Source organism: Verrucomicrobiaceae bacterium (genome assembly GCA_016713035.1).
In the GTDB taxonomy this organism is placed as follows: Bacteria; Verrucomicrobiota; Verrucomicrobiia; order Verrucomicrobiales; family Verrucomicrobiaceae; genus Prosthecobacter.
The window spans coordinates 299,080-316,621 of record JADJPW010000002.1 but is presented as its reverse complement, the minus strand read 5'-3'; the positions used below and the strand labels follow the sequence as shown (position 1 = coordinate 316,621).

Annotated in this window: 15 protein-coding genes; 4 read left to right on the top strand and 11 right to left on the bottom strand. The window is 60.4% G+C overall.

The window, feature by feature from the left end; all coding sequences use genetic code 11:
- Positions 1–113: 113 nt before the first annotated feature.
- Positions 114–1,643 (top strand): sulfatase, encoded by a 1,530-nt coding sequence (locus IPK32_08300; protein MBK8091971.1) that lies wholly within the window; start codon positions 114–116, stop codon positions 1,641–1,643.
- A 150-nt stretch (positions 1,644–1,793) separates the two neighbouring features.
- On the opposite strand, the gene IPK32_08295 is transcribed toward IPK32_08300, so the two are convergent.
- The 5 genes from IPK32_08295 to IPK32_08275 form a co-directional block, all read right to left on the bottom strand.
- Positions 1,794–1,943 carry a hypothetical protein gene (locus IPK32_08295; protein MBK8091970.1) on the bottom strand — a complete coding sequence of 50 codons (150 nt, stop codon included), beginning with the start codon at positions 1,941–1,943 and terminating at the stop codon, positions 1,794–1,796.
- Between the two features lie 16 nt (positions 1,944–1,959).
- Positions 1,960–2,664, bottom strand: coding sequence for an aldehyde dehydrogenase family protein (locus IPK32_08290; GenBank protein MBK8091969.1), 705 nt, complete (start codon positions 2,662–2,664; stop codon positions 1,960–1,962).
- A gap of 5 nt (positions 2,665–2,669) precedes the next feature.
- Positions 2,670–3,146: a hypothetical protein gene (locus IPK32_08285; GenBank protein MBK8091968.1), complete on the bottom strand. Its 477-nt coding sequence runs from the start codon at positions 3,144–3,146 to the stop codon at positions 2,670–2,672.
- Positions 3,147–3,148: 2 nt separating this feature from the next.
- Positions 3,149–4,576, bottom strand: a complete 1,428-nt coding sequence (locus IPK32_08280) for an aldehyde dehydrogenase family protein (GenBank protein ID MBK8091967.1) — start codon at positions 4,574–4,576, stop codon at positions 3,149–3,151.
- A 150-nt stretch (positions 4,577–4,726) separates the two neighbouring features.
- A complete protein-coding gene (locus IPK32_08275; protein MBK8091966.1) occupies positions 4,727–6,115 on the bottom strand; it encodes an FAD-binding protein in 1,389 nt (462 codons plus the stop codon).
- 62 nt (positions 6,116–6,177) lie between these two features.
- Here IPK32_08275 and IPK32_08270 point away from each other — a divergent pair, with 62 nt between their 5' ends.
- Positions 6,178–7,119 (top strand): class I mannose-6-phosphate isomerase, encoded by a 942-nt coding sequence (locus tag IPK32_08270; protein MBK8091965.1) that lies wholly within the window; start codon positions 6,178–6,180, stop codon positions 7,117–7,119.
- A gap of 12 nt (positions 7,120–7,131) precedes the next feature.
- On the opposite strand, the gene IPK32_08265 is transcribed toward IPK32_08270, so the two are convergent.
- Complete coding sequence (locus tag IPK32_08265; protein MBK8091964.1) at positions 7,132–8,466, bottom strand: DUF1501 domain-containing protein; 1,335 nt, start codon at positions 8,464–8,466, stop codon at positions 7,132–7,134.
- A 75-nt stretch (positions 8,467–8,541) separates the two neighbouring features.
- Complete coding sequence (typA, locus tag IPK32_08260; protein MBK8091963.1) at positions 8,542–10,386, bottom strand: translational GTPase TypA; 1,845 nt, start codon at positions 10,384–10,386, stop codon at positions 8,542–8,544.
- A gap of 156 nt (positions 10,387–10,542) precedes the next feature.
- On the opposite strand from typA, the gene IPK32_08255 reads away from it, so the two are divergent.
- Positions 10,543–11,076 carry a cytochrome C gene (locus IPK32_08255; protein MBK8091962.1) on the top strand — a complete coding sequence of 178 codons (534 nt, stop codon included), beginning with the start codon at positions 10,543–10,545 and terminating at the stop codon, positions 11,074–11,076.
- Positions 11,077–11,085: 9 nt separating this feature from the next.
- On the opposite strand, the gene IPK32_08250 is transcribed toward IPK32_08255, so the two are convergent.
- The 4 genes from IPK32_08250 to IPK32_08235 all read right to left on the bottom strand — a co-directional run bounded on the left by IPK32_08250 (position 11,086) and on the right by IPK32_08235 (position 16,545).
- Complete coding sequence (locus IPK32_08250) at positions 11,086–12,702, bottom strand: sialate O-acetylesterase (protein ID MBK8091961.1); 1,617 nt, start codon at positions 12,700–12,702, stop codon at positions 11,086–11,088.
- Between the two features lie 156 nt (positions 12,703–12,858).
- Entirely contained in the window at positions 12,859–14,106 is a 1,248-nt protein-coding gene (locus tag IPK32_08245) for an N-acetylmuramoyl-L-alanine amidase (protein MBK8091960.1), read from the bottom strand.
- A 110-nt stretch (positions 14,107–14,216) separates the two neighbouring features.
- Entirely contained in the window at positions 14,217–15,455 is a 1,239-nt protein-coding gene (locus tag IPK32_08240; protein ID MBK8091959.1) for an MFS transporter, read from the bottom strand.
- A gap of 34 nt (positions 15,456–15,489) precedes the next feature.
- Positions 15,490–16,545, bottom strand: coding sequence for a sugar phosphate isomerase/epimerase (locus IPK32_08235; GenBank protein ID MBK8091958.1), 1,056 nt, complete (start codon positions 16,543–16,545; stop codon positions 15,490–15,492).
- A gap of 53 nt (positions 16,546–16,598) precedes the next feature.
- On the opposite strand from IPK32_08235, the gene IPK32_08230 reads away from it, so the two are divergent.
- Positions 16,599–17,537 carry a metallophosphoesterase gene (locus IPK32_08230; GenBank protein MBK8091957.1) on the top strand — a complete coding sequence of 313 codons (939 nt, stop codon included), beginning with the start codon at positions 16,599–16,601 and terminating at the stop codon, positions 17,535–17,537.
- Positions 17,538–17,542: the final 5 nt, after the last annotated feature.

The following is a 17,542-nucleotide window of genomic DNA, read 5'->3' as shown; positions in this document are numbered from 1 at the left end:
CGCAAATTTTGTTCGTTTTGGCTACAAAAACCTTATTCACAAAACCCTGTGAATAACCCCACCCGCATCCCCTTCCGCAAGACCTCCTCCACCCTGCCGTTTTGCCTTGTACCATGCGCTTTTCGCTATTCGTCACCCTACTGGCTCTTTCCTCCTCGATACTGCTGAGTCGAGCCTATGCCGCCCCAGCGGCCAAAAACGTGCTTTTCCTCATCGCGGATGACTTAAACGCCTCCCTCGGCTGCTACGGCCATTCTATCGTCAAAACACCTAATATCGACCGCCTCGCCGCTAAAGCCGTCCGCTTCGAAAATGCCGCATGCCAATTTCCCCTATGTGGACCTAGCCGGAATTCCATGCTCACCGGTCTTCATCCGAACACCAATGGCATCCAGTCCAATGGCCAGCTCTTCCGCCAGACCATCCCTACCCAGGTCAGCATGCCCCAGGCCTTCCGCCAGCAGGGCTACCTCGCCGCACGGATCGGTAAGCTCTACCACTACAACGTCCCCAACTCCATCGGCACCAACGGCCATGACGACCCCGCCTCCTGGGAGCTCGAAATCAACCCCGCTGGCTGTGATCGCCTCATCGAGCACCCTCTCATCACCAGCCTCACCCCCAACCAATTTGGGGGCACCCTCTCCTGGCTAGCCTCCGACCAGCCCGACGAAAAACACACCGATGGCCTCCAGGCTCGCGAAGCCGCCTGGGTGCTCGAACGCTGTGGCCGGCAGAAAGACCGCCCCTTTTTCCTAGCAGTCGGTTTCTTCCGCCCCCACACACCCTACGTCGCCCCCAAAAAATGGTTCGCGGGCTACCCCATCGAAAAAATCCCCCTCGTCACCCGCGTCCAGGAGGACCAGACCGACATCCCGCCCTCCGCCCTCCTCAGCTACAAAAAAGAGCAGGACAAACTCACCGACGACACCCGCCGCGCCGCCATCCAGGCCTATTTCGCCTCCATCAGCTTCCTAGATGCCCAGGTCGGTCACGTCCTTGATTCCCTGGATCAAAATGGGCTCACTGACAGCACCGTCATCGTCTTCACCAGCGACCACGGCTATCACCTCGGCGAGCACGGACTCTGGCAAAAACAGAGCCTTTTTGAAGAAAGCGCCCGCGTCCCCCTCCTCATCGCCGCCCCCGGCATCCAGCCAGGCGTTTCCCGAGCCCCCGCAGGCCTCATCGACCTTTTTCCCACCCTCGCGGAGCTCTGCTCCGTCAAAACCCCTGCCAATCTCCAGGGCCAGAGCCTCGTGCCCATGCTCAAAGACCCGCAAAACGGCCCCGGGCGCGGCTGGGTCATCAGCCAAGTCGTGCGCGGTGGCGGCTTCAAGCGGGCCGGAGCCAGTCCCGCCGTCGGGGACGACGTCGAGCGCCACTACGGCTACTCCATCCGCACCACACGTCACCGCTACACCGAATGGGACGAAGGCCGCCGGGGTCGCGAGCTCTACAACCACGAAAACGACCCCAAAGAGCTCACCAACCTCGCCGAACAGCCCGAGCACGCCCAGACCGTGGCCCGACTCAGCACCCAGCTCCGCGCTGCCATCGCCACCACGCTCCCCCCAGACGGCAAAACACCCCAAATCGCCCCTGGGGACACCCTGTGGGCACCATTGCTCGTCGATCCATAAAAAGCCCCACTGTCTCCCCCCGCTTCATTCCTGCATTGCCAGCGGCGGCAACAACTTTGAACCTGGCTTATTATTCGGCTTATTATTTGAGATCGGCCTATTTTACCGAACCGGATCCCCTCTGATCTTGCCCTCGGCTACCCCAATTCATCACGTCGCCACGGGGTGCCACGTCGTCTTGAATTCCACCAGCGCCCGGATCTCCTCCGCGCCCTGCATTTTGTCCGCGAGCCAGTCGATGGGCTCCTCGGCCTTGCGCAGATGCACGCGCTTCACGCTCTCCGCCGCGCCGAGGCGCATCGCTTTTCGCTCTTCCTCATTTAAAACACCGCTGATGGCGCGGAGATGCTCGTGCGTGGCAAAGGTGGGGATCAGCTTCGCTGCGCAGGCCCGTCAGCAAGTTCACCACGCCGCCCGGCAGATCGCTCGTCGCCAGCATTTCGCCCAAAAGAATGCTCGGGTAAGGCTGCGTCGTGCTCGCCAGCGCCACCACGCAGTTCCCGCTCGTGATCGCTGGCAGAATGAGCGACAACAGGCCCAAAACCGGTGCCTCATCCGGCGCGAGGATGCCCACAATGCCCATCGGCTCGGTGACGGTGAAGTTGAAATGCGCCGAGGCCACCGGATTCACGCTGCCGAGCACTTGTTCATACTTATCCGTCCATCCTGCGTAGTGCACCACCCGCTCGATCGCCGCCGCCACCTCCCGCGAGGCCTCCGCTTTCGATACACCGCTCAGCGTGATGCTATCCGCCAGTTCGACTCCGCGAGCCTCCATCATCTCCGCCAGCCGATACAGGATCTGCCCGCGATTGAAGGCCGATCTCTTCGCCCACCCGGGCCCCGCCTTCGCCGCCGCCTCGACAGCATTGCGCAGGTCCTTCCGCGTGCACTGCGGGATGTTCGCAAAGAATGCCCCCGTCGCATCCAGCAGCTCCGCCACGCGCCCGCTCTCACTGCGAATGAAAGCGCCGCCGACGTAGCATTTGGGGGTTTTGGTGATGTGGAGACGTTGGGACATGTGAGTTACTTGGATTCGGGTTCCAATCGGATTTCAATCAGTGGAAGGGAACTTGATGAGCTGAAAACGGGGCCGATTGCGTTTTCGAGTTTTATGACAACCGATTTGAACCCTGCTTTTTCCACCTTGAGCTTTCCTCGAACTTGCTGGCTGTATTTTAACTTGCCTTGGGCATCGGACTCCGAGCTAAAGCCACCGTAATAGTAAACAAAAGCATCTCCGTGTTGACCGGTCTTTTGGGGCAGAAACATCTTCACGTGCTCTCTCATGTTGGCATCACTCTTTGCTGACTCTTCGCCTGCTTCACTCATGGTCAGCATGACGCCTTCAACAGGAGACAAGTCACGGCCATCATGAACAGTAACAGCAACTCGAAAGAAGCCACGACCATCTGTGACGATAAAAGCATATGAGTTCGCCACGAGTAGAACGATGAGGCAGAGGATTGCCTCAGCACGAAAGGTCGAAAGGTGGATTTTCATGGTCAGTAAGATTTGAGATAATCGAGCAATCCCTGCTTCCCACCTTCCCTGCCAAACCCGCTCTCTTTGAAGCCTCCGAACGGGCTGGTGGGATCAAACTTGTTATACGTGTTCGCCCAGACGACGCCAGCCTTCAGCAGCGTGCTCATTTTGAGGATGCGGCTGCCTTTGTCGGTCCAGACGCCGGCGCTGAGGCCGTAGGGGGTGTTGTTGGCTTTTTCGACGGCTTCTTCCGGTGTGCGGAAGGTGAGGATGCTCAGCACGGGGCCGAAAATCTCCTCGCGGGCGATGCGGTGGCTCATGCTGACGTTCGCGAAGATCGTGGGACGGAAGAAGAAGCCTTTCGCGGGCAGCTTGCAGGCGTTGTCGTGCTTCTCCGCGCCTTCTTCGACGCCGCTTTTGACGAGGTCGGTGATCTTGGCGAGCTGCTCGGCGCTATTGATGGCTCCGAGGTCGGTGTTTTTGTCGAGCGGATCGCCCACCCGCAGCGTGGCGATGCGGCGCTTGAGTTTGGCGAGCACTTCATCGGCGATGCTTTCCTGCACGAGCAGTCGCGAGCCTGCGCAGCAGACGTGGCCTTGATTGAAGAAGATGCCGTTCACGATGCCCTCGACGGCCTGATCGAGCGGTGCGTCGTCAAAGACGATGTTCGCGGCCTTGCCGCCGAGTTCGAGCGTGAGCTTCTTTTCGGTGCCTGCGAGGCTGCGCATGATGATCTTGCCCACCTCCGTGCTGCCGGTGAAGGCCACTTTGGAGGTCAGCGGATGATTGATGACTGCCGCGCCGGTTTCAGCGGCTCCGCTGACGATGTTCACGACGCCATTCGGCAGTCCGGCTTCCTGGCAAATCTCGCCAAATTTCAGCGCGGTGATGCTGGTGGTCTCCGCCGGCTTCAAAACGACGCAATTGCCCGCTGCGAGTGCCGGGGCGATTTTCCACGCGAGCATGAGCAGTGGAAAATTCCACGGGATGACCTGCCCGACGACGCCGTGAGGGGCGAGCTGGCGTCCGGGGGCGAGGAACTCCAGTTTGTCCGCCCAGCCGGCGTGATAAAAGAAATGCGCGGCGGCCATCGGCACATCAAAGTCACGCGATTCCTTGATCGGTTTGCCGCCGTCCATGGTCTCGGCGACGGCGAACTCGCGTGCGTGATCCTGGAGCAGCCGCGCGATGCGGTAGAGGTACTTTCCGCGCTCCTTTCCGGGCAAGCGGCCCCAGTCGATGAAGGCCCGCTGCGCAGCGGAGCAGGCTGCATCGACATCTGCGGCACCTGCGAGCGCGATGTCGGCGATCTTGGCCTCTGTGGCCGGATTGTAGGTGGCGAAGTATTTGCCGGAGCGTGGAGCGACGAAGCGGCCATTGATGAAGAGGTCGTATTTCTTCTTCAGCTTCGGGTCTGCGGTCTCGGGCGCTGGATCAAACTCCCACAGATCGCCAAAAACGAGTTCACGGGCAGGATTGGGGCGTGAAGGCACTTTGGAGGCTTTTTTGGCAGCGGCGGGCATGGCGGGCGGAGTGTGAGAGAAGCGCCGCGCTTTGCCAAGAGAGGAGTTGAGGGTGCGCAGCGGATTACGCGGCACTTAAAGGTCGAAAATCTTCCCAGGATTCAGCAGTGATTGTGGATCGAGAGCACGCTTGATGGTGCGCATGAGCTCGTAGCTGCCTTCACCGAGTTGGCGCTTGATGAAGCCTTTTTTGGCCAATCCGACGCCGTGCTCGCCGGTGACGGTGCCGCCGAGTCTGAGCGTCTCTGCGACGATCTCCTCCAGTGCGGCCTCGACGCGGTGCATTTCCTCATGATCGCGTTCGTTGGTCAAAAAGGTGGGGTGCAGGTTCCCATCCCCGAGGTGGCCGAAGGTGCCGATTTGTAGCCGATGGCGGGCGGCGACGTCGCTGATGTAGCGGACCATGCGTGCGAGCTCGCTGCGGGGCACGGTGACGTCTTCGAGGATGGTGGTGGGACGCACGCGTGCGAGTGCGGAGAAGGCGCTGCGGCGTGCGGCGGCGAGCTTGGCGCCTTCTTGCTCATTGCTAGCGGCGCGGACCTCGCGGGCACCATTGGCGCGGGCTAGCTCCATCATGCGGGCGGCTTCCTCTGCGACGACGACGGGGTGGCCATCTGTCTCCATGAGGACGACGGCCTCCACATCGGTCGGTAGGCCCATTTTGGCGAAATCCTCCACGCAGCCCACAGTCATGCGATCGAGGAACTCGAGCGTGCAGGGGATGATCTTGGCGGCGATGATGGCGCTAATGGTCTCTGCGGCCTGCTCCATGGAGTCATAGAGTGCGAGCATGGTCTGGCGTGCCTGCGGGCGTGGGAGCACCTTCAGCAGCACCTCGGTGATGATGCCCAAGGTGCCTTCACTGCCGACGAAGAGGTCCTTCATGGAGTAACCAGCCACATCTTTGACGCATTTGTTGCCCAGGAAGGTCACGGTGCCGTCTGGGAGCACGACTTCGATGCCCATGACGTAATCCCGCGTCACGCCGTATTTGAGTCCGCGCAGGCCGCCAGAATTTTCCGCCACATTGCCACCGATGGTGCTGATCTTCATCGAGCCGGGGTCTGGTGGGTAAAAGAGGCCTACTTTGGCACATGCATCGTCGATCTCTTTGGTGATGACGCCGCTCTGAGCACGCAGGGTGAGGTTTTTTTCATCCAGCTCGATGAGCCTGTCCATGCGCACGAGGCAGAGCACGAGGCAGCCTGCCAGCGGCACGCTGCCGCCACTGAGTCCGGTGCCACTGCCGCGAGTGACGACGGCGATGCCGTGCTGACGTGCTAGACGCACACATGCAGCGACCTCCTCTGTCGTGAGCGGGAAAACGACCGCTCCCGGCCGCTGCTTCAGCGTGGCGGTGCCATCAAAGGAGTAGGGCAGCACATCCTCATCCCGCGTGAGCACGCGGTCTGCACTGGTGCAGAGTTTCAGAGCTTCGATAAAGGCAGGATCGACGAGGTGCATGGGTGTGTATCTTGGCAAGTGGCTCTTGCTACGTCAATGCACCCCGTGCTTTGGTTGTGCGTATGACTTTTGATCAGCCCATTTCTTTTGCTCCGCATTATCAATCCCGCGTCTGGGGTGGCCGCCGCTTAGAGACGGTGCTCGGTCGCACGCTGCCGGATGAAACGACGCCGTTTGGCGAGTCGTGGGAGGTCAGTGACCGTGCGGAGGCGATGAGCACGACGGAGCAGGGCGTGACGCTGCATGCGCTGTGGCAAAAACATCGCGCGGAGGTGTTTGGCTCACTGCGCAATGAATCGGCGAGTTTTCCGCTGCTGATGAAGATTCTCGATGCGTGTGATGATCTGTCTATCCAGGTGCATCCACCTGCGAGCGTGGCACCGCAGCTCGGGGGTGATCCGAAGACGGAGATGTGGTTCATCGCGCATGCCGATCCAGGGGCGAAAATCTATGCGGGTCTGAAAAAGGGCGTCACGCGTGCCGATTTCGAGGCGGCGCTGCAAAACGGCACGCTGGCGGAGGTGGTGCATGTGCTGCATCCGCAGACGGGGGACTGCCTTTTCATTCCGAGTGGCCGGATTCATGCCATCGGGGCGGGTTTGCTGATCTATGAGATCCAGCAGAATAGCGATACGACGTATCGCGTGTTTGACTGGAACCGCGTGGGGCTGGATGGGAAGCCGCGTGCGCTGCACATCGCGGAGTCGCTGGCGAGCATCGACTACACCGACTACGAGCCGGAGATGCAGCGCATGGCGGCTGATGGCACGCTGGTGAATTGCGAGCATTTTGAGGTCAAGCTGGCCTCTGGGCAGTCGCAGATCGGCCAACAGGGCGAAAATCTGACTTTGGCGGTCACACGCGGCCAGATCGAGCTCGCGGGGAAAATCTTCCGAGCGGGTGATTTTGCCATTTTACCGGCTGGGATGCCTGATGTGGCCCGTGCGGTGCAAAATGCCTCTGCGGATGCGCAGTGGCTGGAGATCCGTGTGCCTAGCTGCTGAGTGCTGCGGGGCTCAGGCGAGGATGTTTTGAACGACTTTGCCGCCCTGGAGGCCGGTGAGGCGGATGCGGCGGCCTCCGCTGACGATGGCGAGGTTTTCGTGATCGAGCCCGAGTAGGTGCAGGATGGTGGCGTGGAGGTCGCGGAAGTGGACGGCACCTTCGGCGACTTCGCTGCCATTTTCACTGGTGCTGCCGTGGGCGTGGCCTGCCTTCACACCGCCGCCTGCGAGCCAAAAGGTGAAAGCGCGGTGCTGGTGGCCGGTTTGATCTTTGTCCTGACCGGGAGTGAGGCCTGGGCGACCGAATTCGCCGCCCCAGATGACGAGGGTGTCGTCGAGGAGGCCGCGTTCATCGAGATCATCGAGCAGGGCGGCGATGGGGGCATCGGTGGTGGCGCAGTTGGCAGTGAGATCACGGCGGTGGTCGGTGTGCTGGTCCCAACTGCCATGGGTGATCTCGATGAAGCGCACGCCGGCTTCACAGAAGCGCCTGGCGAGGAGGCACTGGCGACCGAAGTCGCTGCCTTTGCAGGTACCGACGGCGTGATTCGTGCCGACGCGGTAGCGCTCGAGCATGAGCCGGGATTCCCGACTGAGGTCCAGCAGCTCTGGGGCCTGGGACTGCATGCGGAAGCCGAGTTCCAAGTTTGCGATGACGCCTTCGAGCTGCGCCTCGTCACGGCGGGGGCTGAGGTGGTCCCGATTCATGGCCTGGATGAGATCGAGCTGCCGACGCTTCACTGGCAGGGGCAGATGCGCACTATGGATGTCACGGATGGTGGCTTGGGACATGTCCTCGCCATTGATGCCGATAGGGGTGCCGCTGAAGACGGATGGGAGCTGTGCAGCGGCGTATTCGCTGGGTTTGGCGGTGTTGAAGCTGATGAAGCCGGGCAGGTTCTGATTCTCCGTGCCGAGGCCATACGCCACCCACGCCCCCATGCTGGGGCAGGGGCGCAGGCGGTCGCCCGTGTGGAGTTGGAGCATTGACTGAGCATGGATGCTGGTGTCCGCCGTCATGGATTTGATGACGCAGAGCTTATCGGCATGGCGGGCGAGGTTTGGCAGGAGCTCACTGACCCAGAGGCCACTCTGGCCGCGGCGCTTGAACTCGGCGATGGAGCCTGCGTGCGGTTTTTTGCCGACTTGGGGCTTGTAATCAAAGGTGTCCAACTGGGCGGGACCACCGGCCATGTTCAGAAAGATGACTCGGCGTGCCCTGGAGCGTAGCTGGGGCGGCCTGGCATCCAGACTAGCCCCCGCGATGCCCGACATGGCTAGATAGCCAAAACCGCAGGAGGCGGCGCGGAGCATCTGGCGGCGGGAGTAGCGTGAATCTGGGAACATAGCGGCACAGCTATACGCCAGCAGCGCTGTGACCTTTTCCGATCTGTGTCGGCGCGATGGGAAGGTGGAGGGGGATTAATCCTCGCCGCCTTCGAGCTGGGCTTCCATCTTCTTGCGCTCGCGGAGGCGGGTGCTGTGATCGAGCACGCGTTTGCGCAGGCGGATGGATTTCGGGGTGGCTTCCACGAGCTCATCAGGGGCGATGTACTCGATGGCACGCTCGAGGCTGAAGCGTAGGGGCGGAGCGAGCTGGGCGTTTTTGTCGTTTCCAGCGCTGCGGAAGTTGGTGAGCTGCTTGCTGCGGGTAGGATTGACGGGGAGATCGTCTGCGCGGGGATTTTCACCCACGAGCATGCCGTCATAGACCAAGTCGCCAGGGGCGATGAAGAGCTTCCCACGGACCTGGATGGTATCGAGGGCGTAGCTGGTGGCCTCTCCTGGCTCTGTGCTGACGAGGGTGCCAGTGGTGCGTGTCTGCATGGTGCCTGCCTGGGGGGCGTACTCGCGGAAGAGATGGCTGTGGATGCCATGGCCGCTGGTGAGGTTCATCAGCTCGAATTCGAAGCCGATGAGGCCACGGGTGGGCACGTAGGCCTGGAGACTGGTGCGGCCGCTTTCGGCGTTCATGTCTTCGATTTTGCCTTTGCGCTCGGAGATCGATTTCATGACGCCACCGAGGTATTCATCCGGTACATCGACGTAGAGGGTCTCGAAGGGCTCGCAGAGCTCATCATTGATGCGCTTCATGATGACCATGGGGCGTGAGACGAGCACTTCAAAGCCCTCACGGCGCATCTGCTCGACGAGGACGGCGATCTGCATGGCGCCACGAGCGCTGACGTCGAAAATACCAGCGGTGTCGGTGTCTTTGACGCTGATGGTGACGTTCATCTTCTGCTCGCGGTCAAGGCGGTCGCGGATTTTGCGGGAGGTGACGTGGTCGCCTTCGCGACCGGCCAGCGGGCCATCATTGACGGCGAACTGCATGACGATGGTAGGTGGGTCGATCGCCACGAAGGGAAGTGCGGGTGCATCTGCTGCGCCTGCGACGGTCTGGCCGATGTCCACGTCCTCAAAGCCGGAGATGCCGACGATGTCGCCAGCGGTGCCCTCCACGGACTCGCCCGTGGTGAGGGTGGTGTATTGGAAGACTTTCGTCACCTTGACCGGTGTGGGCTTTTCATCTGGAGTCTTGCCCAGGAGGAAGACGCGGTCGCCGAGCTTCACGCTGCCGCGGGTGACTTTGCCGATGGCGACACGGCCGACGAAGTTGTCCCAGTCGATGTTGGAGACGAGCATCTCAAAGCAGCCCTCGGGCTCCGCTTTGGGTGCGGGGATGTGCTTGACGATCTGCCCGAGGAGGTAGGTCATGTCATGCTGCTCGCCGCCGGGCTTGTCCGTGACCCAGCCAGCGCGGGCGCTGCCATAGACAAAGGGTGCATTGAACTGGTCTTCGGTGGCGTGCAGTTCCAGCAGGAGCTCGAGCACTTTGTCGTGCACTTTTTCTGGCTCGATGTGCGGACGGTCCATCTTATTGATTAGCACGATGGGCTTGATGCCCTGTTCGAGTGCTTTTCTCAGCACGAAGCGTGTCTGAGCCTGTGGGCCATCGTAGGCATCCACCACGAGCATCACGCCATCGACCATCTTCATGACGCGCTCCACCTCGCCGCCGAAGTCGGCATGGCCAGGAGTGTCCACGATGTTGATGATGTGGTCGTTCCAGTGAACGGAGGTGTTTTTGGCCTTGATGGTGATGCCTTTTTCCTTTTCGAGATCCATGCTGTCCATCGCGCGTTCAGCGATGGCTTGGTTTTCGCGGAAATTGCCACTGGAGCGCAGCAGGCCGTCAACGAGCGTCGTTTTGCCGTGATCGACGTGCGCGATGATGGCGATATTGCGGATTTTATCTGGGGTCATGTTTTTGGGGGCCTCGGGAAAAAGGGGGCGGAGGCTAGCCGCGAAAGCGGGTGTGGCAAGTGGTGATGCATTCTCCGGCTGGTCGGTAGAATGGTGGCCCGGCGGCCTGTTTCCTTGTCTGGAGCACGGATTGCGCCATGATCCGGCCCCTTTGCTATGCCGATTTACGAGTTCTACTGCCCTGACAACAACAAGCTCTACTCCTTCCTAGCCCGCAGCCTGGCGCAGCGTGATGCGGTGCCTATTTGCCCTGATGGACAGGGCCTGCGCATGGAGCGCCGCGTTTCTGCTTTCTCCATCACGGGCAAGGCGAAGGAGGACACGGGCAATGACCCCTTTGCGGGAATCGACGAGGATAAAATGGACGGCTTCATGGCCGAGATGGAGCGGGATATGGCTGGCATGGACGAGGAAAACCCTGATCCACGCCAACTGGGGCGCTTCATGCGCAAGATGACCGAGATGATGGGCTCCAATACGCCGCCAGAGCTGCGTGAGATGGTGCGCCGACTCGAAGCGGGTGAGGACCCCGAGAAGCTGGAGTCCGAGTTCGGTATGGGGGGCACTGAAGGTGAGGATGGTGAGGCTGCCGATGCCCTCTTTGGCCAAATGTGGAAGAAGGCCAAAGCACACCGCCGTGAGCCCATCCGTGACCCGAAGCTCTATGAGTTGCGTGATTTCCTGCCGTGAGGAGGAGGCTTACTTTTTCACCGGCACGGTTTCTTTGAAGGGCGAGACGACTCCCAGAGTGCTGGGGATGAATGGATCTGTGCGGAAGCAGGATGCGGGTAAGCCTTCGGCATTAATGAAATTTGCACCCACAGGCCAGGCAGCCCAGGCGTAGCGCACTCCGACGGGCTCTTTCACCGCATCATGCCAGACGACGATGTCTGCCCCCTCGATTCGGGCCTGCGCCCAGTGCCACTTTTGATCCGCACCAGCGATCTGGAGGTGCCCTGGCGCTTTCCCATCACGCGTCTTTAGCCCTGTGCCGACGTGATCGAACTGAATGCGGACTTTCCCGCCTTCGATGCTGCTGCTGCGATACATCGGGCCGCTGAAGACCGCGCCCGTTTTGCCGTAATCTTTGGCCAGAGCCCAAAGGGCGAGCCGGCGACCGACTTCTTGTTTGTTCTTCGGGTGGATGTCTTTTTCCTCACCGATGTCATTGGCGACAGCGAGGCCACATTTTGGCAAAGTCTGTGCGGTGAGCAGTTGGGCCTCTTGCAGCTCGGCCCAGGAGTCCGCCTCGCCAGCAGCAATGCTGGTGGGCTTGCCATTGCCGAAGCTGGCGAGCTGCACGATGTAAAAGGGGAATTCACTGTCCCAGCGCTTGCGCCAGTCATTGATGAGCGTGGGGAGTAGCTCTTGGTATTGGACAGCACGGCGCTGATTCGACTCGCCCTGGTACCAGATCGCTCCCTTGATGCCGTAGGGGATGAGTGGGGCGATCATGCCATTAAAAAGCACACTGGGGCGATGCGGCGTCTTGGTCGGATCATCCGGCGGGCGTGGTGCGGATGGGCGTGGCAGCTTGGCAGTTCCAGCGGCGGCTTTTTTGTTCTGCTCATCGATTTTCTTCACTTCGGCCTGCCACTGCGCTTTGCGCTGGTCAAAGGCAGCCTGCTCCGTTGCGGCATCCCATTTGGAGGAGACGTCCTTCCAGTCTGCCAGCATCTCCTGAGCACATGGTCTCTGGGCCAGTGCCTCTTGGCTGGTCCATGCCTCCACGCGGGTGCCGCCCCAGCTCGTATTGATGAGGCCCACGGGCACTTTCAGTGCCTGGTGCAGATGCCGGCCAAAGAAATAGGCCGCAGCGGAGAAATTGCCCACATTGGCGCTGTTCGCCTCCTTCCACTCCCCTTTGCAGTCGGTCTGCGACTCCTGAGCGGGCTGGCGCTCGACGCTGAACATGCGGATGGCGGGGAATTTTGCCGCAGCGGCCTCCGCCTCGGGATTGAGTGAGCGGGCGACCGTCATGCCCATGTTCGACTGGCCAGAGCAGACCCAGACCTCACCGACGAGCACATTTTTGATCGTACGTGTGCTGCGCCCTGCGACGATGAGCTCGGCGGGCTTGTCGCTAGAGTTCAGCGGATTCAGCGTGACGCTCCAGCGGCCATCTTTCCCAGCCGTGGCCTGCTGAGTCTGCTCACCAAAGGTGACCTTCACCTGCTCCCCCGGCTGCGCAGTGCCCCATACTGGCACGAGCTGGAGCTGCTGCAAAACCATGCCATCGCTGAAGACAGCAGGCAGACTGACATCAGCGGAGGCGATACCCGCAGAGAGTGAGAGGAAGGCGAGGAAGCGTTTCATGGCGGAAAAAATCAGGTGTGTCGAGGTTGTCATATAATGCAGCCTGCAAGCAGCCAAATACGGCCATAGCGGCACATTTCGCACCTAATGAAGTGTCATTCATTCGTGACAACAGGCACCGATCTATAAATAGAAAACACGCCTGCGCCGGGCATCTTAGCGCCGGATCGTGACAGGCTTCAGCGCCTCACGGTAGTTCACCACCGCATCGGCGATGGAGGCGGCCATGGTCTGCTGGTAGGTGCTATTCGGCGCGGCGATGCGGGCACACTCCTCGCGGTTCGTGACGAAACCACCCTCGACGAGGATGCCGGGTTTTTTGATGCCCGTGAGCACGCTCCACTGGGCACGCATGATGCCACGGTCCACGGTGCGCAGGCTGGTGGTGATGCGGGCATGCACCGCACTGGCGAGGGCGATATTGGCGCTATCCTGGTGATTTCCGGTGGTGCCATTGACGTTGTAGCCACCGCCACGGCTGATGGTCGCCGCTGCACCCTGCGGAGTCAGCGCCCAAGTCTCCACCCCACTGGCAGAGCCCTCACTGTAATTGAAGTGCAGACTGATGAAGATGCTGTTCGGGATCTGGTTCGCCATTTCCACCCGCCCTTTCAGGCTGATGAAGGTGTCTGTGCTGCGTGTGAGCACCACTTTGAATCCACGGGCCATCAGTGCTGTGCGCACCTTTTGTGCGAGCTGGAGTGTGAAGTCCTTTTCATAGCCATAGACGCCGCGTGCACCGGGCTCATGGCCACCATGCCCTGCATCCACCACCACCGTGTCAAAATACTCCGCACCAGCGATGTGTGTGGGATTGAGGATCGGGTCGATGAGCTTCACCAGATCCAGCCGCGAGACGACGGTCAGCCCCTTTGCCGTAGTGACGGGGAAACTGAGGATGAATTTCATGTTGTTCATCAGCAGGGACTTTGAGCCCACCTCCGCCTTGATGATGAGGCGTCCGGAATTGATCCACACATGATTTCCCTTAGTCTTGAGGCTCTCAAAGCCAAACAGCGGGTTGTAGAAGTTTCGGATGCTCTCAAACGTCACGTAATCCCGGCCGCCGATGTCGATGACATGCCAGGGATTGCTGGAGCTTGGCTTGGACTCATTCTTGACGTTCGAGGTGATCGTCTTCGGCTTCGAGCTCGTGTCCGACTTCGATTTAGAAGTCGATTTTTCTGCTGTGGACGATTTGGAGCCTGAGGTGGACGGGGGCGTGGATTTGCTCTTTTCGGTGCTCGGAGCTGGTGTGGGGGCTTTTTCGTCCTTTTCGCCAAAAACCTTGGAAAAGAACCCCTTCTTCTCCTCCGCCGCATTTACCTGACCTACATGAGCGAGGCCAAAAACCGCCATTGCCGCAAGCGCGAAAGCATTCCGAAGCTGGTAGGGGGTAATCATGAGGGGCCGCCCATATAATACGCCTGCCATTTTGGCAAGCGGGTGGCTTAAGACCGTTTTGGCCCCGCCTCCAGCCCAGATCTCCCTACCTGTGGGCATGCAGATCCATCTCAGGCGTCTGGCTTTTGGGGTTTTACACAGACCATCAAAACGCCGCAAACAAGCAGCCCCACAGCCGCCGCCTGAAAGAGCGCACTTACGCTGATGTGCGCATCTCGCAAAACCCCGCCGAGATACACGGTGATACCGCCCACTAGGCAGGAAAACAGGTTCAACACACCATAGCCCGTCGCACGGTAGCGACGATCACAGACCTGGCAGAGGATGGGCATCAGATTCGCATCCGAAAACACGCGCATGAAGCCGTAAAGCGACAAACCAGCGATGGCGAGGGCCAGCACGCTCGTCTTGGCGACGAGCAGCGTAGCCGGGGCGGCGATGAAGAGGCCGATGGCTGGCACCAGGATACGAGCTCGCTCATTCGTACGGCTCCAGCGGTCTGCCCAGGCTCCACCGACGAGTTTTCCGAGCAACATCGCACCCGCGAGATAACTCGTGGCGGAAATACCCGCCGCCCCCTGATCGAGCCTGAACTGCTCTTTAAAATACGTCGGCATCCACCCCGCCACCGCCCAGCCTGCTAGCGCCAGCAGCCCCCAGAAGGCGAGAAGCAGTAGGAACGAGCTACTACTGAACAAACTGGCCAGCGCCTGGCCGAGACGCGGTGTTTCCGCGTCCGCAGGGCCGCCCCCCTGCCCCGTGAGAGCAGTGACATCACTCCGTGGATCACGGAGCACAAAGAGCAACGCCAGTGCATACACGACACCGAAGAGCCCAAACACATCGAACGCCGCCGACCATCCGTACCTCTCCGCCACCCAGCCACCGATCCCCGCTAGTCCAGTGCCCACGCTCAGCCCCGTCATGTGAATACCCGTCGCCAGTGAGCGCGTGCTGCCGCGATGGTAATCCGCGATCAGCGCCAGCGCCGCTGGCAGATATGCCGCCTCACTGATGCCCATGAGAGCCCGCACCACGGTCAGCTCCTCAAAACTCCGCGCATGCCCCGTGAGCCACGTCAGCAACGACCAGACCAGCAAACTCATCACAATCAGCCGACTGCGATCAAACCGATCCGCCAAAAATCCCGCGAGCGGGCTCAGCAACCCATACACCCAAAGAAAAACGGCTGTCAGCAGGCCGAACTGCGCATCCGTCATCGGCACCGCCTGCGTGAGCGAATCCCGCATCGTCGTGATCATGATGCGGTCCAGGTAATTCAACGCCGCGACGACCCACAGCACTCCCACGATGAGCCATGCACGGGGAAGACGATCTGGATGCGACATACGCCCTCTTTAACGCCAACAATCGTGCAGATTGTTAGGCGTTGTTTTTGAGCCACTGAAAGCTGCGCTCGCACTCGGCTTTTTGATGGGCGATTTCGGCGTCCTTTTTGGCCGGGCCATCGGGTGCTTTGAAGCTTTCGATCTTTTTGCCGCGCTTGGCCATGGCGAGCCAGGCTTTGTACATGTCGCTGTCGCGGTGGCCGGGGAAGATCTTCCAGAACTCCTCTTTGGTCGTTTCAAAGGGACGGGCAAAGCCGGAGATCGTCTCGACCTGGAGCGGGACGCCTGGGGCGAGCTCGGCGAAGCGCTTGGCGTAGGCTTTGAAATCGACGAGGCCTTCGCCCACGGCGGTCCATTGCACCATGACGGTGCCTTTTTCATCCTCCCAGAGCATGCTGTCACGCACGCTGGAGCAGACGGTGACGGGACCGAGCACTTCGAGATGCTGCATCGGCTCTTCCAGTGCCCACACGGCATTGCCGGGGTCGATATTGGCCCCGACATATCCTTTTCCGGCGATTTCGATGAGCTCGCGCAGCTCGGCGCTTTGCATGTCGCCAGCGTGGTTTTCGATGGCGATTTTGATGCCTTCAGCCTCTGCACGCGATTGGTTGGCTTTGATCGACTTGACGGTGTTTTCGATGTGTTTGGCGATGCCGCCGTCCGTGGCGCGGTCTTTTTGATTTCCTAGGTAGCAGCGGGCGACTGGGGAGCCGAGGGCCTTGGCGATTTTGATGGTGAGAGCCAGATGGTCGGCGCCAGTGCCATTGGCAGGTTTCCAGGTGTTCGAGCTATCGCACACGCTGCCGGTGCCGACATAGATTTTCAGCCCGGCGCGGTCGGCTTGAGCCTTGAGGCTCTTCAAATAGGCCTCTTCGTAGTTTTCGAACACGCCTAGCTCCGATAGAAAAATCGTGTCCAGCTTCAGAGAGGCGGCGTAGTCGATGTATTGAGCGGCTTTCCAGCCTGTTGCTCGTACGGAGAAGTGATCCAGGCCGATGGGCAGCTTCCCAGCCTGGATGGCGGCATTGGACAGGGAGGCGGTGGCAGCGGAGGCAAAGGTGGAGGCGAGGAAGGAGCGGCGGTTCATGACAATCGAAAAGCTAGGCGCTGTTTCCGGTGCTGGCAAGACGCCGCCAGCGCATGCCGACGAAGATTCTTCCGTCAGAGGCCGTTTTTTGGGCCTTATGCCCGTGCATCTCACATCACGCCGCCAGTTTATCACCCAGGCTCGGAGCTGCGGTGGTGGTGTCTCAGTCGCAAAGCCATGCCGCTGAGGTGGATGATGCTTTGATCGCGATTTTGAATGATACGCATATCGGAGCGCAGCAGTCGCCGAAGGCGTCGATTCAGGAAAATCTGCGTCACACCATCTCCTGGCTGCTGGCGCTGCCGAAGCGGCCTGCTGCCGTGATCATCAATGGCGATCTAGCGCTCAAAGACGGGAGAAAGGGCGACTACGAGCAGTTTGCAAAGCTGATCGAGCCCCTGCGTGCAGCCGGCGTGGCGCTGCATCTCACCATGGGCAATCACGATAATCTGGAGGCTTTTTACGGTGTCTTGAGCGCAGAGAGGCCCGGATCTCCCGCCGTGATGTCCAAGCACGTCAGCCTCGTGCAACTCGCGGGTGTGAATCTTTTCCTGCTCGACACGCTGAAGGAGACGATGGTGACGCAGGGTCTGATCGGCGAGGCGCAGATGTCCTGGCTGAAGCAGAGGCTGGATGAGCATGCGGACCGGCCAGCGCTGCTTTTTGCGCATCATAATCCGCGGCTGGGCGGTGATCCCCTGCACTTCCCCGGTGGCCTGGAGGATAGCGATGCGCTGTGGGAGGCCCTAGCGACGCGTAAGCACGTCAAAGCGTATATCCACGGCCACATCCATCACCGCGATTATTTTTCGCATGCGGGCGTCCACATTCTGAACACACCCGCGACCTCGTATGTGGCGGATAAAAAGACCTCGACCACGGGCTGGACGATGCTGCGACTCACGCAGGATGGCGCAGAGGTCACGACACACACCCACCAGCCCGATCACGCCTGGAATGGCGAGATGGTGCCGCTGAAGTGGCGAGCATGAGGGCA